The organism is Thiomicrorhabdus sp., from assembly GCF_963662555.1.
GTDB lineage: Bacteria > Pseudomonadota > Gammaproteobacteria > Thiomicrospirales > Thiomicrospiraceae > Thiomicrorhabdus.
In genome coordinates, this window is sequence record NZ_OY759719.1 from 1,139,316 (window position 1) to 1,158,478 (window position 19,163).

At 38.6% G+C, this 19,163-nt stretch carries 7 protein-coding genes, 2 tRNA genes and 3 rRNA genes; all 12 read left to right on the forward strand.

Translation table 11 applies throughout. The features are described 5' to 3' along the window. Window positions 1–35 precede the first annotated feature (35 nt). The 12 genes from ACORJQ_RS04895 (at window position 36) to ACORJQ_RS04950 (ending at window position 19,151) form a co-directional block, all read left to right on the forward strand. Entirely contained in the window at window positions 36–629 is a 594-nt protein-coding gene (locus tag ACORJQ_RS04895; RefSeq protein ID WP_321326509.1) for a Maf family protein, read from the forward strand. A 26-nt stretch (window positions 630–655) separates the two neighbouring features. After that, window positions 656–2,125, forward strand: coding sequence for a ribonuclease G (gene rng, locus ACORJQ_RS04900; RefSeq protein WP_321326511.1), 1,470 nt, complete (start codon window positions 656–658; stop codon window positions 2,123–2,125). 133 nt (window positions 2,126–2,258) lie between these two features. Further along, window positions 2,259–6,068, forward strand: a complete 3,810-nt coding sequence (locus ACORJQ_RS04905) for a YhdP family phospholipid transporter (protein WP_321326513.1) — start codon at window positions 2,259–2,261, stop codon at window positions 6,066–6,068. Window positions 6,069–6,813: 745 nt separating this feature from the next. Further along, window positions 6,814–8,359 (forward strand): 16S ribosomal RNA (locus ACORJQ_RS04910). A gap of 79 nt (window positions 8,360–8,438) precedes the next feature. Then, window positions 8,439–8,515: transfer RNA gene (locus ACORJQ_RS04915), tRNA-Ile, on the forward strand. A gap of 6 nt (window positions 8,516–8,521) precedes the next feature. After that, window positions 8,522–8,597: transfer RNA gene (locus tag ACORJQ_RS04920), tRNA-Ala, on the forward strand. 468 nt (window positions 8,598–9,065) lie between these two features. Further along, window positions 9,066–11,932, forward strand: a 23S ribosomal RNA gene (locus ACORJQ_RS04925). 158 nt (window positions 11,933–12,090) lie between these two features. After that, window positions 12,091–12,205, forward strand: a 5S ribosomal RNA gene (rrf, locus tag ACORJQ_RS04930). Together the 16S, 23S and 5S rRNA genes with 2 tRNA genes alongside form the textbook arrangement of a ribosomal RNA operon. A gap of 121 nt (window positions 12,206–12,326) precedes the next feature. Next, the gene (locus tag ACORJQ_RS04935; RefSeq protein WP_321326515.1) at window positions 12,327–13,931 is read left to right on the forward strand and encodes an ExeA family protein; all 1,605 of its coding nucleotides are present in this window, start codon (window positions 12,327–12,329) and stop codon (window positions 13,929–13,931) included. After that, window positions 13,924–15,660, forward strand: a complete 1,737-nt coding sequence (locus ACORJQ_RS04940; RefSeq protein ID WP_321326517.1) for a type II secretion system protein GspD — start codon at window positions 13,924–13,926, stop codon at window positions 15,658–15,660. Before ACORJQ_RS04935 ends, ACORJQ_RS04940 begins: the two co-directional genes overlap by 8 nt. Window positions 15,661–15,662: 2 nt before the next feature. Then, entirely contained in the window at window positions 15,663–17,465 is a 1,803-nt protein-coding gene (locus ACORJQ_RS04945) for a tetratricopeptide repeat protein (protein ID WP_321326519.1), read from the forward strand. Next, the gene (locus ACORJQ_RS04950; protein WP_321326521.1) at window positions 17,466–19,151 is read left to right on the forward strand and encodes a GspE/PulE family protein; all 1,686 of its coding nucleotides are present in this window, start codon (window positions 17,466–17,468) and stop codon (window positions 19,149–19,151) included. It begins immediately after the preceding gene. Window positions 19,152–19,163 lie beyond the last annotated feature (12 nt).

Below are 19,163 nucleotides of genomic sequence, written 5' to 3' on the forward strand. Positions count from 1 at the left end.
AAAATTAAGAATAAAATAAATCTCGCTCTCAAATTATGACACAAGAAACTAAAAATAAACCGCTTTATTTGTCATCAAACTCGCCAAGGCGTAAAGAACTTCTGCAACAAGTTGGCCTAACTTTTGAAGTCGTTAATGCACCTGTTGAAGAAGTTGCCCTGCCAAATGAAAGTCCAGAGTCTTATGTGTTAAGAATTGCAATTGAAAAAGCCTTGGCTGGATTTAATAAAGTTGCAGGTAAAGAGGTTTGGGTTATTGGTGGTGATACGGCAGTAATGGTGGACGGTAAAGTGTTAGGTAAGCCTAAAAATGAGGCCGATTCATATAGAATGCTTCAGCTTTTATCTGGCAAAAAACATAAAGTTTTATCTGCCATTGCGATTGTTTATGATGGTGAGGTGTTTTCAGCATTAAACCAAACAGAAGTCAGTTTTAAACCATTATCAGATTCAGAAATAAAACACTATATAGCCACTTGCGAGCCGCAAGATAAGGCAGGAAGTTATGCCATTCAAGGTTTGGGTGCTAATTTTATAGATTCAATCCATGGCAGTTATTCAGGAGTAATGGGATTACCATTATTTGAGCTTAATCAGTTACTCTTAAAATCTGGTTATAAAACCGTATAAAACATAAAAAAGAAAGGCATTTGTCAATGCACAATGAAGAAAAAGTATTAGTAAACGTTACCCCAAATGAAACTCGTGTTGCCTGGGTAGAAAACGGCGTTTTACAAGAAGTCTGGGTTGAGAGAGCAAATAAGCGAGGTTTAGTCGGTAATATCTATATTGGTAAAGTGGATAGAGTATTGCCGGGAATGCAAGCCGCGTTTATTAATATTGGTCTAGAAAGAGCGGCTTTTTTGCATGTATCTGACGTCTGTCATAAAGCGATTGGGCATGAAGATGAAGAGTGTGAAGATATTACTAAGCTTTTGCATTGTGGCCAAAAAATTATGGTTCAAGTTTTAAAAGACCCTCTTGGAACAAAAGGGGCTCGAATTACCATGCAGGTAACTATCCCTTCAAGAATGTTAGTGTTTATGCCAGTTGAAAAAACATTAGGGGTTTCTCAAAAAATCGACGGTTCGGATGAGCGAGAAAGATTGAGAGAGATGGCAAAAACCATTCCTGAATATAAAGAATCAGAAGGTGGGTTAATTGTTAGAACGGTTGCTGAAGGTGTAGATTTTCATGAGATGCGTGCCGATATGATTTATTTACAACGTTTGTGGAATGGTGTGCAAGAGCGAGCAAGAAACGCCAAAAAACCTGCACTCATCTATGAAGATCTACCACTCTTCTTGAGAATTATTAGAGATATTCCGATTGATAGAATTGAAAAAATTCGAGTCGATTCAACAGAAACGCTTAATAAAATGAAAGCTTTTGTTGAAATGTATGTAATGGAACTGAATGATAGGTTGGGCTTGTATCAAGGAGAACGCCCAATATTTGATTTATATAATATTGAAGAAGAGATACAAACGGCTTTACATAAACGTGTAAACCTAAAATCTGGCGGCTACTTGATTATTGATCAAACTGAAGCTATGACAACGATTGATGTAAATACGGGTGCGTTTGTTGGTCACAAAAACTTAGAAGAGACCATTTATCGCACCAATCTTGAAGCAACCCAGGCAATCGCACGTCAATTAAGACTGAGAAACTTGGGCGGCATTATTATTCTTGATTTTATCGATATGGAAGATGAAGACCATCAGCAGCATGTCTTGTCGGCACTTGAAAAAGAGCTAAGTAAAGATAGAGTGAAAACATCGATTAGTAATATCTCTAACTTAGGGCTAGTTGAAATGACTCGCAAGCGAACCAGAGAAAGTCTTGAGCGAACGCTTTGTGAGCCTTGCCCTATTTGTAGCGGCCGTGGCACAGTAAAAACCGCAGAAACCGTTGCGTATGAAATTTTTAGAGAAATCACTCGTATGGCACGTTCTTTTGATGCAAGTAAATATAGGGTTATTGCTGCAGAAGAGGTGGTCTCACGCATTATGGATGAAGAGTCTAGCAGTGTCGCTGAGCTTGAATCATTCTTAAATAAAAGTATTCGTTTTCAGGCTGAAAGTACTTATGCTACTGAGCAGTTTGATGTGGTTATGATGTAGTGGATGAAGCAGCTATATTTAGTCACGATTAAAGTGAAAACGCTCAGTTAATATTTTCTTAAAGATGTTTAAGAGTTAAATCAGAGATAATAGAAGGATGTATTTCAATTGTTTCATCTTTTAGGCACACCTTATGATTGTTAAAAGAACACATCATGCGTTGCATTGGGCATTTGGCCTGTTTGTTGCCTATTTATTAATTACCCGTCTGTTTATTTCTTGGGTTCAGTTTTTACCTAATCAATTTGTAGCCACTTCTCAATGGTTAACTGGTTCTACCATTCAGTTTGGTTCTATAAATATTGATCAAGATTGGCTGGGGTTTCAGGCAGATGTCAAAAAACTCTCTGTTAAATCAAGTGATTTTGAATTTCAAGCTGAAGAACTTAAGATTGATATTAACCTGTTTTCACTTTTAATCCCTTCTGCAGGTTATGGTGATTATTTAGAGATCAGTAAAGGGGCCTTTCAACCAAAAGCCGTAGTAAACGCTCAAGTTGATGATCAACCTTTGAACCTTCAAGATATTGGCAAAATAGATGCTAATATTAGTCATCTGTGGAAAAGAATCAAACTTAAAGATTTTGTAATAACTGAATTTACCAGGCCTGGTCTTTCAGTTCAGTTGCACGAGTTTCAATCTCTTAATGGGGTTCGTCTCAGCGTCGCTTCAGAATTTAGTTTGAGTTACAAAGACATATTAAATTATGAACGCTTCAATTTTAAGTCTTCTTTTACCCCAAATATTTGGGGTGGGATTGAAAATGGTGAGTTTTCGCTTTCTTCGTTTCGTCCGTTAAGTATTAAGCGTTTAAGTAAATTGTTGTCAGTCAATTGGCAGTCAGTGTTGCCCGATGGCGAACTTATTCTAGATTTAAAAGGTAAAGTAGCCCAGTCGCAACTTTCGTCAATGACGTTAAATCTGAATACTCAAGCACTTAAATGGCACCAAAAACACAAAGGTTTACCAGAAAGTTTGGGTTTAAAATTATTGTGGAATATGGAGCATCAAAATATTCCTAAGCAATTAAAAGATTGGCAATTTACACTTTCCAATATTCAAATTGATAACCGTTTTATCGATTCAGTTTCTGCAATGCAATTAAAATTCGAAGGCCAAGATTTCCTTCGTTTTAATGCTGATTATTTTGATATTGATCCATTCAAAGTGATCGTTAAGTCCTTAATACATAATCCCCATATAGCCAAAATTTTTGACCGATCTGCTTATTTGAATATTTCAAACTTAAATGGCCGCTTTAACTGGAAAACCCTAGCTTTACCTGATTTAGAAATCGTATTTGACCGTTTAGATTTACCCGTATCTGAATACCCCGGAATGAGTTTACGTAACCTGAAAATCGTTAAAACAGAAGAGAGTGTTACGGTTTCATCACCCAATCCTGTTTGGTTAATGGAACCGAGAGTACACAATAAACCGATGAGAATTGATTTGCCAGATTCGTTTACCCTGGATTTCAATCAAAAAAGCCAAGCCTGGTCATTGCCGCAAGCCACTGTTTTGGTAAATAAAATTCCCGTTCTACTTACACTGAAAAAAATCAATGCCCAGAAGATTGATAGTAATTTCGAAATTAAAATCTCATCAATGAGTCAGCTAAAAGAGTATTTACCTTACGGTTTTATGAGTCCAAAACTGAAAAGCTGGTTAACTAAAGGGTTATTAGCTGGTGAAGATATTGAATTAAAAGGTGTTCTAAGAGGAGCGTTTGATCACTTTCCATACAAAAATGGAGGCGGAGTTTTTGAAATGACTGGTCAGGTTAAAAATGCCAGTTTACTGTTTAACTCTGATTGGCCTGTTCTTAAGAACTTTGATGCTAACCTTACTTTTACGCCGTTTAAGCTCGATATTGCTGTAGATAAACTACCTGTTGGAGCCAATGTTACTGCAGATAATGTTTTGGTAGAAATAAATGACTTAGATCAAAAAGACATTGCTTTGACCGTAAAAGGAAAAGTGAACGCAAAATTGCCAAATATAGTCAATTATTTGCAACTCTCACCTTTAGCTAAAACGATTGGTTTAAAAGAGTTTTTGCAAGAAGGGGCAAAACTCAATGGGGATGCATCAGTTAATCTTGAAAAAATTTGGATACCCATCTCTGGTTATAAAAAACGTTCTGAAACTGTTCTGGGTAATGTTGTTTTTAAAAATGCAGATTTAAAGATTTTAAATAAAATTCAATTAGAAAATTTGCAAGGACAATTAAACTTTTCAGAGAAGGGCGTTTCTGCTAAACGTTTAAATTTTAATCTATTTCAAGGCAGGGGACATGTTGCAGTATCGACCAATAGTAAAACGCAAAAAGTACGGATAAGTGGAAATGGTCATTTTTTGGAAAATAACCATACCTGGTTTAAAAATGCGATACCTTGGAAAACAGCCATTACTGTGCCTTTTAAGAAGGCTAAACAAAAAGATATAAACATAAACTTAACAATGAGCCTTGATAAAGCAGAAAGTAAATTGCCTGAACCGCTCAATCAATCTTCGCTTAATACTAAAAAAGCAACTATAGATACAACTATTATCGATGGCTCGATTCATTCTGTTTTTAATTTACCAGGCCTGGTAAATGCAAACTTGAATTGGGCTAAATTCAAAGATGGTTATGCCTTAAGTAATACAAAGGTATGGATAGGCAAGTCGCAGATAGATAAAAAACAAAGTATGAATAATCTTTCTTATGTGAAAGGAGAGATCGAACGTTTGGCTTTAGATGAATGGATTCCAATCGCTAAAGAATTAAATTTATCGTCAACTGAAAATAACCAACATCCCCTGCAGTGGGCTAAGTCTGAAGTATTTGTAAAAGACATTAAATTTTTGTCTCATGATTATAATAATTTAATACTCAGTTGGAAATCTCAACAAAAGACACCGCTAAAAATCGATTTACATAATAATGACATTGACGGCACCGTAACTCTAACGAGTAAAAATTTAATAAATGTTGATGTAAACAAGTTCAGGTTTTATACCGATGAAATTAATAAAAGCTCAAAAACAGGCAGTGCTAAAGATGAAGTAACAAAAAAATGCTCAATTTCAGATACGGCTAGTTTGTTACCGACCATTGAATTTAAAGGTAAAGAGTTGATTTTAAATGACAGAAAAATAGATGCCATTAACTTTAAATTAACAGATACGCCTGAGAAAATGCTTATACAAAAAATTAATGGAACTTTTGGAGCTGGAGCAGGGGTTATTAATGGGCAATATCAATTAAATAAGAAAACAGATCAGAGTGAAATTCAAGCACAGCTTACCTCTAAAAATGTAACAGCAGTGACAGACTTTATAAAACTGAATAAAGGGTTTACTGGAAAGTCAGGAAAGGTCAATCTTAAATTACATTGGAATGGTGGCTTACACTGTTTCTCAACTGAACAATCTGCGGGTAATATTAAATTTGTGTTAGAGGATGGTTCTGTTGAAGATATAGAGCCAGGCTTTGCACGCCTTATTGGTTTGTTAAGTGTAGAGTCTTTAATAAGAAGGTTACAATTAGATATTAAGGATGTCACCAATAAGGGAATGGTTTATGACCAAATAAAAGGTGAAGCGGAGTTAAATCATAATGTTTTAACAATAAAAAACTTCACTATTAAAGCGCCATCGGCAAATGGGATAATAAAAGGTCAAACTAATATCAAAACCCAAATTTTTGATTTGAATGCACAAATAACGCCTAAAATAGGTGCCACATTGCCAACCATTGCTGCTTTTGCAGGAGCTGCTAATCCACTAGCCGCCTTGGCTGTTTATACATTAATGAAAGTATTGCCGGGTGTGAATGAAAATTTAGTTACTTATAAATACAAAATCACAGGTCCATGGTCATCACCTATTATTGATGGTAATCATAAAGAAGAAGTACCGCTTCAGAATCGTAAAGACACTATATTAGACTATTAGTTTTTTTAGCACCTGATTGAAGTATCTAAAAAATAGATTCATCTCTCATTACAATTTCTCATTCCCTATTCATTTCATCGCATATAAAAAGCTCAAGGGTAGAAACGTATCGATTCCTTTTATTCCGGGTTGAGTTAAATCTACTGTGAATAACTTAAAGTGATTTAGTTAAAAATAAGGCAAAACCCCTAAAATGTGAATAAGTCTGTGGATAAGTAGTGTGTAAAGTGGGGTAAAGTAAAAGAAATGGGTAAAATGTAAAAAAAGTGTCAAAAAGGATAAAAAAGGGGTTGCGTTGTTAGCGGATATGGTTAGAATACGCACCTGTTCCAACGCAGACACAGAAAACAAGCTACGAGTTAGCGAGAAGAAGTGGTTGAGAACAGCGCTTATGAAGTCTACGGATTGAGTAAGTTGAGCGAAAAAAAGTTGAAAATAATTTAAAATAAATTGTTGACAACGGATTGGAAATCAACTTATAATAAGCGGCTTACCGAGAAGGAAAAGCAAGCGACTTAGTCGCCAAGTTAGTTCTTCTCGAAGAGACCTAAGTTCTTTAAAAATCAGGTAATTCAGAGATAATTTATGTGGAAACTCGCTTTAGTGAGTGACCAAATAAAAAATCTCGATTTTTGACAAATATGTAAATTGGTAAATAATAATTAATTATTTTTTATCATGTTTCAACTTTGTCAATTCCGAGTGTTTATTTCCTGAGAAGGAATTGAAAAATATCAGCAAGATTAAACTGAAGAGTTTGATCCTGGCTCAGAATGAACGCTGGCGGTAGGCTTAACACATGCAAGTCGGACGGAAACGATAAAAAAACTTGTTTTTTTAGGCGTCGAGTGGCGGACGGGTGAGTAACGCGTGGGAATCTACCCTATAGTTGGGGACAACATGTGGAAACGCATGCTAATACCGAATATGCTCTACGGAGTAAAGGTGCCCTCTCCTTGGAAGGTATCGCTATAGGATGAGCCCGCGTGAGATTAGCTAGTTGGTGAGGTAATGGCTCACCAAGGCAACGATCTCTAGCTGGTTTGAGAGGATGATCAGCCACACTGGGACTGAGACACGGCCCAGACTCCTACGGGAGGCAGCAGTGGGGAATATTGCACAATGAGCGAAAGCTTGATGCAGCCATACCGCGTGTGTGAAGAAGGCCCGAGGGTTGTAAAGCACTTTCAATTGTGAGGAAGGTTCAGTAGTTAATACCTGCTGTTCTTGACGTTAACTTTAGAAGAAGCACCGGCTAACTCTGTGCCAGCAGCCGCGGTAATACAGAGGGTGCAAGCGTTATTCGGAATTACTGGGCGTAAAGCGCGCGTAGGCGGATTATTAAGTCAGTTGTGAAAGCCCTGGGCTCAACCTGGGAACTGCATCTGATACTGGTAGTCTAGAGTTTAAGAGAGGGAAGTGGAATTCCAGGTGTAGCAGTGAAATGCGTAGATATCTGGAGGAACATCAGTGGCGAAGGCGACTTCCTGGCTTAAAACTGACGCTGAGGTGCGAAAGCGTGGGTAGCGAACGGGATTAGATACCCCGGTAGTCCACGCCGTAAACGATGTCAACTAGTTGTTGGTCTTATTAAAAAGATTAGTAACGAAGCTAACGCGATAAGTTGACCGCCTGGGGAGTACGGTCGCAAGATTAAAACTCAAAGGAATTGACGGGGGCCCGCACAAGCGGTGGAGCATGTGGTTTAATTCGATGCAACGCGAAGAACCTTACCATCCCTTGACATACCAAGAAGTTACTAGAGATAGTTTCGTGCCTTCGGGAGCTTGGATACAGGTGCTGCATGGCTGTCGTCAGCTCGTGTCGTGAGATGTTGGGTTAAGTCCCGCAACGAGCGCAACCCTTATCATTAGTTGCTACCATTTAGTTGAGAACTCTAATGAGACTGCCGGTGATAAACCGGAGGAAGGCGGGGACGACGTCAAGTCATCATGGCCCTTATGGGATGGGCTACACACGTGCTACAATGGGGGGTACAAAGAGCAGCCAACTGGCAACAGTGCGCGAATCTCAAAAAACCCTTCGTAGTCCGGATTGGAGTCTGCAACTCGACTCCATGAAGTCGGAATCGCTAGTAATCGCGAATCAGAATGTCGCGGTGAATACGTTCCCGGGCCTTGTACACACCGCCCGTCACACCATGGGAGTGGATTGCAAAAGAAGTAGGTAGCTTAACCTTCGGGAGGGCGCTTACCACTTTGTGGTTCATGACTGGGGTGAAGTCGTAACAAGGTAGCCCTAGCGGAAGCTGGGGCTGGATCACCTCCTTTAAGATAGAAAAAGGTTGCGAGCTTAAGTGAGTTTTCACATAAATTGTCTCTGAATTACATGAAGTATAGTGAACGACCCGGGTCTGTAGCTCAGTTGGTTAGAGCGCACCCCTGATAAGGGTGAGGTCGGTGGTTCAAATCCACCCAGACCCACCATTATATGGGGCTATAGCTCAGCTGGGAGAGCGCCTGCCTTGCACGCAGGAGGTCTGCGGTTCGATCCCGCATAGCTCCACCAATACTACTCTTAATGAGTTTTAGTGTAAAAACTAGAGTTTATTAACAGTAGCATTGGTTGTTTTACGTTAAGTAAACAAACAATACTGAAAAAACTGAAAAGTTCTTTAACAATTTGGAATAGATCTCTCGATTGAGGATTTTAGATACAAGCTTCTTATTTATTTAAGATGTAGTTGGTTTAAAAGCTCAATCAATGAGAAGCTCACCTCTCAGCCGACAATTTGAGAGGTGAGTGTGGTAAGTATCCCTTCCAGGTGCTTACCACGCAAAACTGGATAACTCTTAGGAGTTATCAAGTATAGGTAAAATATATAATTGAGAATACTCAAGCGTATATCATGACAGCGAAAAACTTTTAGTTGCGTACACTCATCAGACCTTATAAACAGAAGCTTAGTTATTAAATGGTATAGCTACCAAATTAAGTGGAGTTAACAAAAGGCATAAGGTTATTTTTGAGTTGTATAGTTAAGTGACTAAGCGTACACGGTGGATGCCTAGGCAGAAGAAGGCGATGAAGGACGTAGTAACTTGCGATAAGCCACGGGGAGCCAGTAAACATGCTTCGATCCGTGGATTTCCGAATGGGAAAACCCATCCATTTATGGATATCCTGCTTGCAGGAGGCTAACCCGGGGAACTGAAACATCTAAGTACCCGGAGGAAAAGAAATCAACCGAGATTCCCTAAGTAGCGGCGAGCGAACGGGGACCAGCCCTTAAGCTGTTATAAGATTAGTAGAATAGTCTGGAAAGTCTAACGATACAAGGTGATAGTCCTGTATACGAAAATCTTTTAGCAGTGAAATCGAGTAGGACGGGACACGAGAAATCCTGTTTGAACATGGGGGGACCACCCTCCAAGGCTAAATACTCTCTTCTGACCGATAGTGAACCAGTACCGTGAGGGAAAGGCGAAAAGAACCCCTGAAGGGGAGTGAAATAGAACCTGAAACCGTGTACGTACAAGCAGTAGGAGCAGACTTGTTCTGTGACTGCGTACCTTTTGTATAATGGGTCAGCGACTTACATTATGTAGCGAGATTAACCGAATAGGGGAGTCGTAGGGAAACCGAGTCTTAAATGGGCGTATAGTTGCATGGTGTAGACCCGAAACCGGGCGATCTATCCATGGCCAGGTTGAAGGTGCCGTAACAGGTACTGGAGGACCGAACCCACGTATGTTGAAAAATGCGGGGATGAGCTGTGGATCGGAGTGAAAGGCTAATCAAGCCCGGAGATAGCTGGTTCTCCTCGAAAACTATTTAGGTAGTGCCTCATGTATCACTGTTGGGGGTAGAGCACTGTTATGGTCTAGCGGTCCGTCAAGGATTAGCAGCCCATTGCAAACTCCGAATACCAACAAGTGCAATCATGGGAGACAGACTGCGGGTGCTAACGTCCGTTGTCAAGAGGGAAACAACCCAGACCGCCATCTAAGGTCCCTAAATATTACTAAGTGGGAAAGGATGTGGGAAGGCTCAGACAGTCAGGAGGTTGGCTTAGAAGCAGCCACCCTTTAAAGAAAGCGTAATAGCTCACTGATCGAGTCGGCCTGCGCCGAAGATTTAACGGGGCTAAGTAATATACCGAAGATGCGGATGCCATTTATGGCATGGTAGAGGAGCGTTCTGTAAGCCTGCGAAGGGGCACTGTAAAGTGTCCTGGAGGTATCAGAAGTGCGAATGCTGACATGAGTAGCGATAAAGGGAGTGAAAAGCTCCCTCGCCGAAAGACCAAGGTTTCCTACGCAACGTTAATCGACGTAGGGTTAGTCGACCCCTAAGACGAGGCCGAGAGGCGTAGTCGATGGGAAGCAGGTTAATATTCCTGCACTTTTTATTACTGCGATGGAGGGACGGAGTAGGCTAGATCAGCTTGGCGATGGTTGTCCAAGTTTAAGGATGTAGGCATGTATCTTAGGTAAATCCGGGATACTTTATGCTGAGACCTGATGACGAGTCCTCTTTTGGACGAAGTGATTGATGCCATGCTTCCAAGAAAAGCTTCTAAGCTTCAGGTAATAAAGAATCGTACCCCAAACCAACACAGGTGGTCAGGATGAGAATTCTAAGGCGCTTGAGAGAACTCGGGTGAAGGAACTAGGCAAAATGGTACCGTAACTTCGGGAGAAGGTACGCCCTCTTAGGTGAAGGACTTGCTCCGTAAGCTCTAGAGGGTTGCAATAAAATGGTGGCTGCAACTGTTTACTAAAAACATAGCACTGTGCAAAATCGAAAGATGACGTATACGGTGTGACGCCTGCCCGGTGCCGGAAGGTTAATTGATGGGGTTAGCTTAGGCGAAGCTCTTGATCGAAGCCCCGGTAAACGGCGGCCGTAACTATAACGGTCCTAAGGTAGCGAAATTCCTTGTCGGGTAAGTTCCGACCTGCACGAATGGCGTAATGATGGCCACACTGTCTCCACCCGAGACTCAGCGAAATTGAAATCGCAGTTAAGATGCTGCGTACCCGCGGCTAGACGGAAAGACCCCGTGAACCTTTACTACAGCTTTGCACTGGACTTTGATACTATCTGTGTAGGATAGGTGGGAGGCTTTGAAGCCGTGACGCTAGTCATGGTGGAGCCAATCTTGAAATACCACCCTGATATTATTGAGGTTCTAACCTAGGCCAGTGAATCCTGGTCAGGGACAGTGTATGGTGGGTAGTTTGACTGGGGCGGTCTCCTCCTAAAGAGTAACGGAGGAGCGCGAAGGTACCCTCAGCACGGTCGGACATCGTGCAATGAGCGCAAGAGTAAAAGGGTGCTTGACTGCGAGACTGACACGTCGAGCAGGTGCGAAAGCAGGTTCTAGTGATCCGGTGGTTCTGTGTGGAAGGGCCATCGCTCAACGGATAAAAGGTACTCCGGGGATAACAGGCTGATACCGCCCAAGAGTTCATATCGACGGCGGTGTTTGGCACCTCGATGTCGGCTCATCACATCCTGGGGCTGAAGTCGGTCCCAAGGGTATGGCTGTTCGCCATTTAAAGTGGTACGCGAGCTGGGTTTAGAACGTCGTGAGACAGTTCGGTCCCTATCTGCCGTGGGCGTTGGAAATTTGAGGGAGGCTGCTCCTAGTACGAGAGGACCGGAGTGGACGAACCGCTGGTGTTCGGGTTGTTATGCCAATAGCATTGCCCGGTAGCTACGTTCGGAAAGGATAACCGCTGAAAGCATCTAAGCGGGAAACCTGTCCCAAGATTAGATTTCCCTAGACTTTAAGTCTTCTGAAGGGCCGTTAGAGACTATGACGTTGATAGGCAAGGTGTGGAAGTGCAGTAATGTATGAAGCTAACTTGTACTAATTACCCGTGAGGCTTAACTATACAACTCAAAAGTGACTTGTGAGATGATGAAAATCAACGACAAGCGATGTTGTGATATACCTTGAGTATAATCAACTATATATACCGAATACTGATAGTTTAGATCTATTCCAAAGAATTTTACGAGGTTGATGTCATCAGCCCGTAACACCAAATTGCTTGGTGACAATAGCAAGATGGAACCACCTGATCCCTTTCCGAACTCAGAAGTGAAACGTCTTAGCGCCGATGGTAGTGTGGGAGGTCCCATGTGAGAGTAGGTCATTGCCAAGCTTATATCCTAAAACCCGTTATATCTTAGATATGACGGGTTTTTTTTTGCCTTATTAAAATAATATAATTAAAATAACGTAGTATTATTTTGTACAATGAGTGTTTAAGTTGGTAATTATAAATGTATCGAAAGTATTTTGGTTTAAGCTCACTGCCTTTTAAAACAACTCCTGATTTGGATATGTTTTATAAGCATGGTTCACGTCAGGAGATTCTCGAAGCGTTAATTTATACAATTTCTCGTGGCGATGGAATTATCAAAGTTACTGGAGAAGTTGGCAGCGGTAAGACTATGCTTTTACGGTTGTTAGCAGATAGGTTGCCGGCTAATTTTGAAGTTATCTATATAAATTCTCCAAACTTATCTGCAAAAGATATTTTGCTATATATTTGTTCGGAATTAGGGTTAGAGTTTGATCTTAATGCTCAAAAATTTACTCTAACCAATGCACTAAAAAAACAGTTATTGAGTTTATATAGTCAAGATAAAAAAGTTGTAATGTTGGTGGATGAAGCACAAACAATGACTTTTGATGCTTTAGAGGAATTAAGGCTTTTAAGTAATATTGAAACAGGCGATGATAAGCTTTTGCAAATGGTTCTTTTCGGTCAGCCTGAATTAGACAAGGCATTAGAGCATGATGATATAAGGCAACTTAAAAGTAGAATTAGTTACAACATATATGTACCACCATTAAAAGGCTCAGATGTTCAAGCATATCTTAATTATAGAATGCGTAAAGCTGGATATGTTGGTTTAGATGTTTTTAATTTATCTATTTCTAATAAAATTCAGAAACTTACTCATGGCCTTCCAAGAAATATTAATATTGTTGCAGATAAAGTTTTAATGTCGGTTTTTGGTTCTGGTGATAAATTTGCTAAACCGAAGCACCTCAAAGCGTTGCCAGAGTTAGATGATCTTACGCGGGTCAATCCAAGATTTGCTATATTTCCAACCGTTATCATAACGTTATTATTTTTTCTGTTAGTCTTATTCGGCTATTTTTTATTTTTTGAAAGCTCTTCAAAACATTCAGTATTACCTCTTGATCAAGTTAACAATCAGAAAGATGATATATCATCGATTATTAAAAAGCCTACTTCTATTAAAAAAGCAGATGTTTTGCCTAAACATAAGGGGCTGAATGTAGATTCTGTGAAACAAGATCAAAAAGACTCTGAATCTGTTGTTGGTAATGGTGAAATTAATGTTAATAATCAAGATATTGCTACAATTAAGAGCCAATCTTCTGTTGTTAAACCACTAAAAAGTTCTCCACATGCTAAGCTAGATTCGGGAGTAACTAATCTAAATATAAAAAATCCTAATGCTATTGTTGGAAATCCCGCACAATTAATGCAAATTCTCAGATATCATAAAGAAGGCAGAGAATGGTTAGATTCATTGCAAGATATTTATGTAATCCAGCTTTCGACAAGGCACATACGTAGCTTAGATACAACATTAAAGTTTTATCAAAAACAGGGAATCAAAGACGGAAGTGTTCATATTTTGATTGACTATAACAAAAATATTGATAAATTTAGGTTAAAGGTATTTTATCTGGCATCGTCTAGATTTTCTGCTCTAAATAAAATTATTGAAGAACTTCCTTATAAAATCAGGGCTTCAAGTCCTTATATTGCACGCATAGATCAAATAAAACAGAACATACTTTATACAGATAGAAAATTAGAAGATATTGGAATAGTCAATGAATAGTAAATTTAAAACCATAGTACCAATCATTATCGGATTGTCTATTATTGTTACTTTAAACGGTTGTCAGGATAGCAGTGTAAAACGAGATCCTCCTGCTCCACCAGTATCGGAACAATTTGCACCAGCAGGGCACCTTGGATTAAAGCCAAAGGTTGAGAAAGTCGTTGCTAACAGTGCAGATATCCCTTCACTAACTTCAAGTACTGTTCCTAAACTTCCTCCTCTGTCAGGTATGTCTTCTCAAAATGACAATTATTCTATTTCAGCGGTGAATGTACCTGTTGCTGATTTACTATTTAAATTAGCAAAAGATGCAAACAAAGAAGTTGATATCTACTCAGGTATTCAAGGTAATGTAACTATCAATGCAATAAACCAGCCATTAGAAACTATTTTGGATCGTATCTCGGATCAAGTTGGCTTTATGTTTGAAATTGACGGTCAAACATTGAAAATCAAGCCTGATTTACCCGAGTGGAGAAATTACAAGATTGATTATGTCAATATCAAGAAAAAAAGTGAAGAAGCTATTGACATGAAAATGACTGTAACTAACGCCGTTAAAGGAACGACAAGTGGTGGTAGTTCGGCTGGGCGTGCAAGTTCAACCAAGGTTTCTACTTCCTCTGAACATGATTTTTGGGGTAATTTGGCTAAAAATATTGAATTATTAGCCCAGTTAGATCCTAATGCAAATAGAGTAATCGTTCCGCAGGGTAAAGACCAAGGTAATAAAAAATCAGGGCCTGCTCTTTCAAGCGTATCTCAGAATACTGTAGTTAATGCTGAAGCTGGTGTTATTTCAGTTTACACAACAAGAAAACAGCATAAAGCAATAAAGCATTATATTGAAGAAGTAACAGAACGTGCTGAAAGACAAGTTCTGATTGAGGCTACTGTTGTAGAGGTAACTTTAAATGATCAATATCAGGCTGGTATTGATTGGGCCTTTTTTGGTAATAGAGCATTTGGTAGTGATGGTGGTTTAAAAATCACATCACCATTTCCAGGCCCTTCTAATGGTTTTTCGATTGCCACAATAGACAATACAGGTGCTGCAGGCGGGGTTATTAGTGGTGATTGGAATATATTATCAAATATCTCATTGTTAAAAGAGTTTGGTGATTCGAAGGTTTTATCAAGTCCTAAAATTATGGCTATAAATAATCAGACTGCATTATTGAAAGTAGTAAATAATTTGGTGTATTTTTCGGTTGATGTAAATGTAACAGCATCAACATCGACAGTGCCAGGATTGACAACCTACGAAACAGAAATACATACAGTTCCTGTTGGCTTCACAATGAGTGTTACACCGTTTGTTAGTGAAAATGGTGATGTTACTTTAAATGTTCGTCCAACTATATCACGAAAAATTGGTGAAGTTCCTGATCCTAATCCGAACTTGGCAACTGCAGGAGTCATTAGTAACATACCTATTATCCAAGAAAAAGAGATGTCGTCTGTTTTAAGGTTAAGAGATAGACAAACAGCTATAATTGGAGGTTTGATTGAAGATAATAACGCTAACAATAAAACTGGTTTACCTTGGGTTAGTGATACTCCTATTTTTGGTGATCTTTTCTCAAAAAGAGATGATTCTACTACCAAAAGTGAGTTAGTTATTTTTATTAGACCGATTATTATTAAAAACCCTGATGTTGATAATGGTGACTTGCAATCTGTTAGTCGATTTTTAAAGACAAGTAACGATAAAGAAGTGAAATAATTGTGAGTGTATTGCTTGATGCTTTAAAAAAAGCAGCTGAAGAAAAGAAAGCTGTAAATAGTGCCTCTGAACAAAAATCAGAGTCTTTGGATGCAATACAAAACTCCAATTTTAGTATTGAAGAACATGTTGAAGAATCGAGTTTAGAATCAACAAATGTCACAATTGTAGATTCTGTAGATACTAGTGAAGAATTACCTCTATTTGACCTTAAGATTAGTGAGGATGTTGCTAAAGAGGTACAACCTAGTACAGAAAGAGAACAGCTTGCTATAGAACCAACTTCCCCGTCTCAAGGCCTAACGCTTAAGTTGTCTGATGGTGAAGTTGATGTTGAATCAGACGATTCAGGTTTAATCTCTTTAATGGCGTCTCTGGACGATGAAAAGGTTACTGGCAGTTCAGGTGAGAAATTTAATCATGAATCATCTTCTCCTGATCAAAATTCCTTTGAATCTACAAGCAATTTTGAATTAGATGAAAATCAAAATAGTAATCCGACCCTCGCCAATAATAACCAAGATTCTCTACCCGAGGATGATTTCGATTGGAGCTTAGATAAACTTCCAGGATATAACCAGCAAGCTGAACAGGTTGTTTCTAGTGAAAATGAAGCTTATGTTACTAATCCGATACTAGTCAATGGTGAAAATGTACCACCTAAGGTCGCAAAAAAATATGCCACATCAACGCGTGTTATTTTAAGTCTCGTCGTAATCCTTTTGTTTATTGGAATTGGTTTCTACGGCCTGCTTTATTATCAAGAGCAAAATGAAGAATTAGAGTTCAGTATGAGAAAGTATAACCTTTCTAAAATGACTCTACCTTCGCAGTCTAATGAACAAAATAAACAAAAGGCTTCTGATTCTGAAGAAAGTGAAAAAAATACGAATTTAGTCTCTGATAAAGTGATTTCTTTAAGAAATACAATAAAAGATGCAGTGGAAAAAAATGTTATTCAACCTCTTTCAGGTCAAGGTAATATATCTCCAGATAATATAGAAACAGTCAAGCTTGATGACTTAAATACTACTAATGTCGACGAACAAAAATCTAAAAATACTGATAATAGTGAAGTTACTTCGATTGTTGGTAACAAAACTACATTGGCTAAATCTAATAAAACAGTCGTTAATAGTAAAAAGACTATTCATTCTGTTGTGCCTAAGCACAATCAAGCAGAGAAATCCTCATCAAAAGGGATAATTGTTACCAATTCAACTATGTCTGATATTGCTAAAGCTTATTCTGCTTATGATTCACAAAACTTTACCGAAGCTCAGCGTTTATTTTCTAAAGTTATAGAAAAACAGCCAAACAACATTAATGCTCTTTTGGGATTAGGTGGTGTATCTGTCGCAAATGGTAACTTTTATAAGGCAATAAACCTTTACCAAAAAGTTTTGGATAATGATCCAAACAATTTATATGCATTTGAATCTATAGCGAATCTTTCTGGTCGTGTAAGCCTAAATAACGAATGGTCATCAGAATTGGCAAGCATGCTTGAAAAACACCCTAAATCAGCGGTTTTACAATATGCACAAGGAAATGTTTTTGCAGAAAAAAATGATTGGTTAAAGGCACAAAAAAATTATTTTAATGCACTCGTTTTAGACTCTACAAATCCTGATTATATGCTTAACCTTGCTATTAGTTTTGATCATTTAGGTGAGTATAAATTAGCTGATAAATACTATACTCAGGCGTTGGGCTATTCAGAATTTAAACAAGTAAGTTTTGATAAAAAACAGGTTAAAGACAGATTGGTCTCAATTCGCCAGTTTATTGTTAAAGGATATTAAATGCTGGTTCCAATGCGTCTTGGTGAAAGATTGGTCAATGAGGGGTATATAACACCTGATCAGCTATCAATTGCTTTAACGGAACATAAACGTAATGGGCAAAAACTAGGTGAAATTTTAGTTTCTTTGGGTTTTGTCAATGTTGAAGTTGTTCGTGAAGCAGTAGGCTCGTTTGTTGGTTATGCCTCAATGAGCCTAAAAGAGGTTGTCCCTGATCCTAAGTCTCTCTCTTTGATTTCAGAAACATTTGCACATAATTATCAATTGATGCCCATCAGTATCAAAGATAATATTCTTAAAGTTGCTATGTCTAATCCAGGTGATATTTTAGTTTTAGATAAACTTAGACGTCACTTGCAGAACCCTAAAATTCAAGTTGAACCAGTACTTGTAGTTGAGTCAGAAATCCAAAATGCGATTGACAACTACTATGGTTATGAACTTTCTATCGAAGGTATTCTTAAGGAGTTAGAAACAGGGCAGGCTGATGTAGCATCTATATCGGCTAATAATGAATATTCTCAACCCATGGTGAGGTTAGTTGATAATTTGCTAACGGATGCTGTTAAACGAAATGCATCTGATATCCATTTCGAACCAGAAGAAGATTACATTCGTATTCGTTATCGTATTGATGGCGTTTTACAAGAAATTCGACTGTTACATAAAATGTTTTGGTCTGGATTAGTTGTTCGCCTTAAAGTATTGTCTGAATTGGATTTAACAGAACAAAGAATTCCTCAAGACGGACGTATGACTTTAATTGTACATGGACGACGTATTGATTTTCGTGTGTCATCCTTACCAGGTACACATGGAGAAAATTTTGTTCTTCGTATCCTTGACAGAGAGAAGGGAATCGTCCCTCTCGATGCATTAGGTTTAGATAAAGATTCCTATGATGAATTGAAAATCATGATGGGTAGGCCGACTGGCATTATGCTTGTAACAGGCCCCACAGGTTCTGGTAAAACAACGACCTTATATTCAATTTTGAATGAATTGAATGATATTGGCGTAAATATTATGACACTGGAAGACCCAGTCGAATACCCAATGTCTTTGATTAGACAAACACCCGTTAATGAAGAGATTGGAATGGGTTTTGCTGCTGGTATTAAATCTCTATTAAGGCAAGATCCAGATATTATTCTTATCGGTGAAATACGAGATGCAGAAACCGCTGAAATGTCTCTTCGTGCAGCGATGACTGGCCACCAAGTTTTTGCTACTTTACATACAAATTCGGCAATTGGTGCAATTCCTAGATTATTAGATATTGGTGTTTCTAGATCAATTATGTCTGGCAACTTAATAGGTATTGTTGCTCAACGATTAGCTAGAAAGCTTTGTAAACACTGTAAAGAGCGTTATGAACCTGAGGAGTTTGAGAAACAATTGTTATCTATATCAGATGGAGATGGTTCTCAATTGTATAAAGCAAAAGGTTGTGATAAATGTAACGGAGTTGGTTATAAAGGCAGGCTTGCAGTGTTAGAAACCATGAGGTTTACTACAGAAATGGATGAGCTTTTGTTAGAAGGGGCTTCACAACACGCAATATTAGAAAAGGCTATTGAAAATGGTTTTTCAACAATGGCTCAAAGTGGAATACGCTGGGTGAAACAAGGTGAAACAACACTCGAAGAAATTAGTCGTGTTGTGAACTTAACCGAACTGTTGTAGGCGAGAATAATA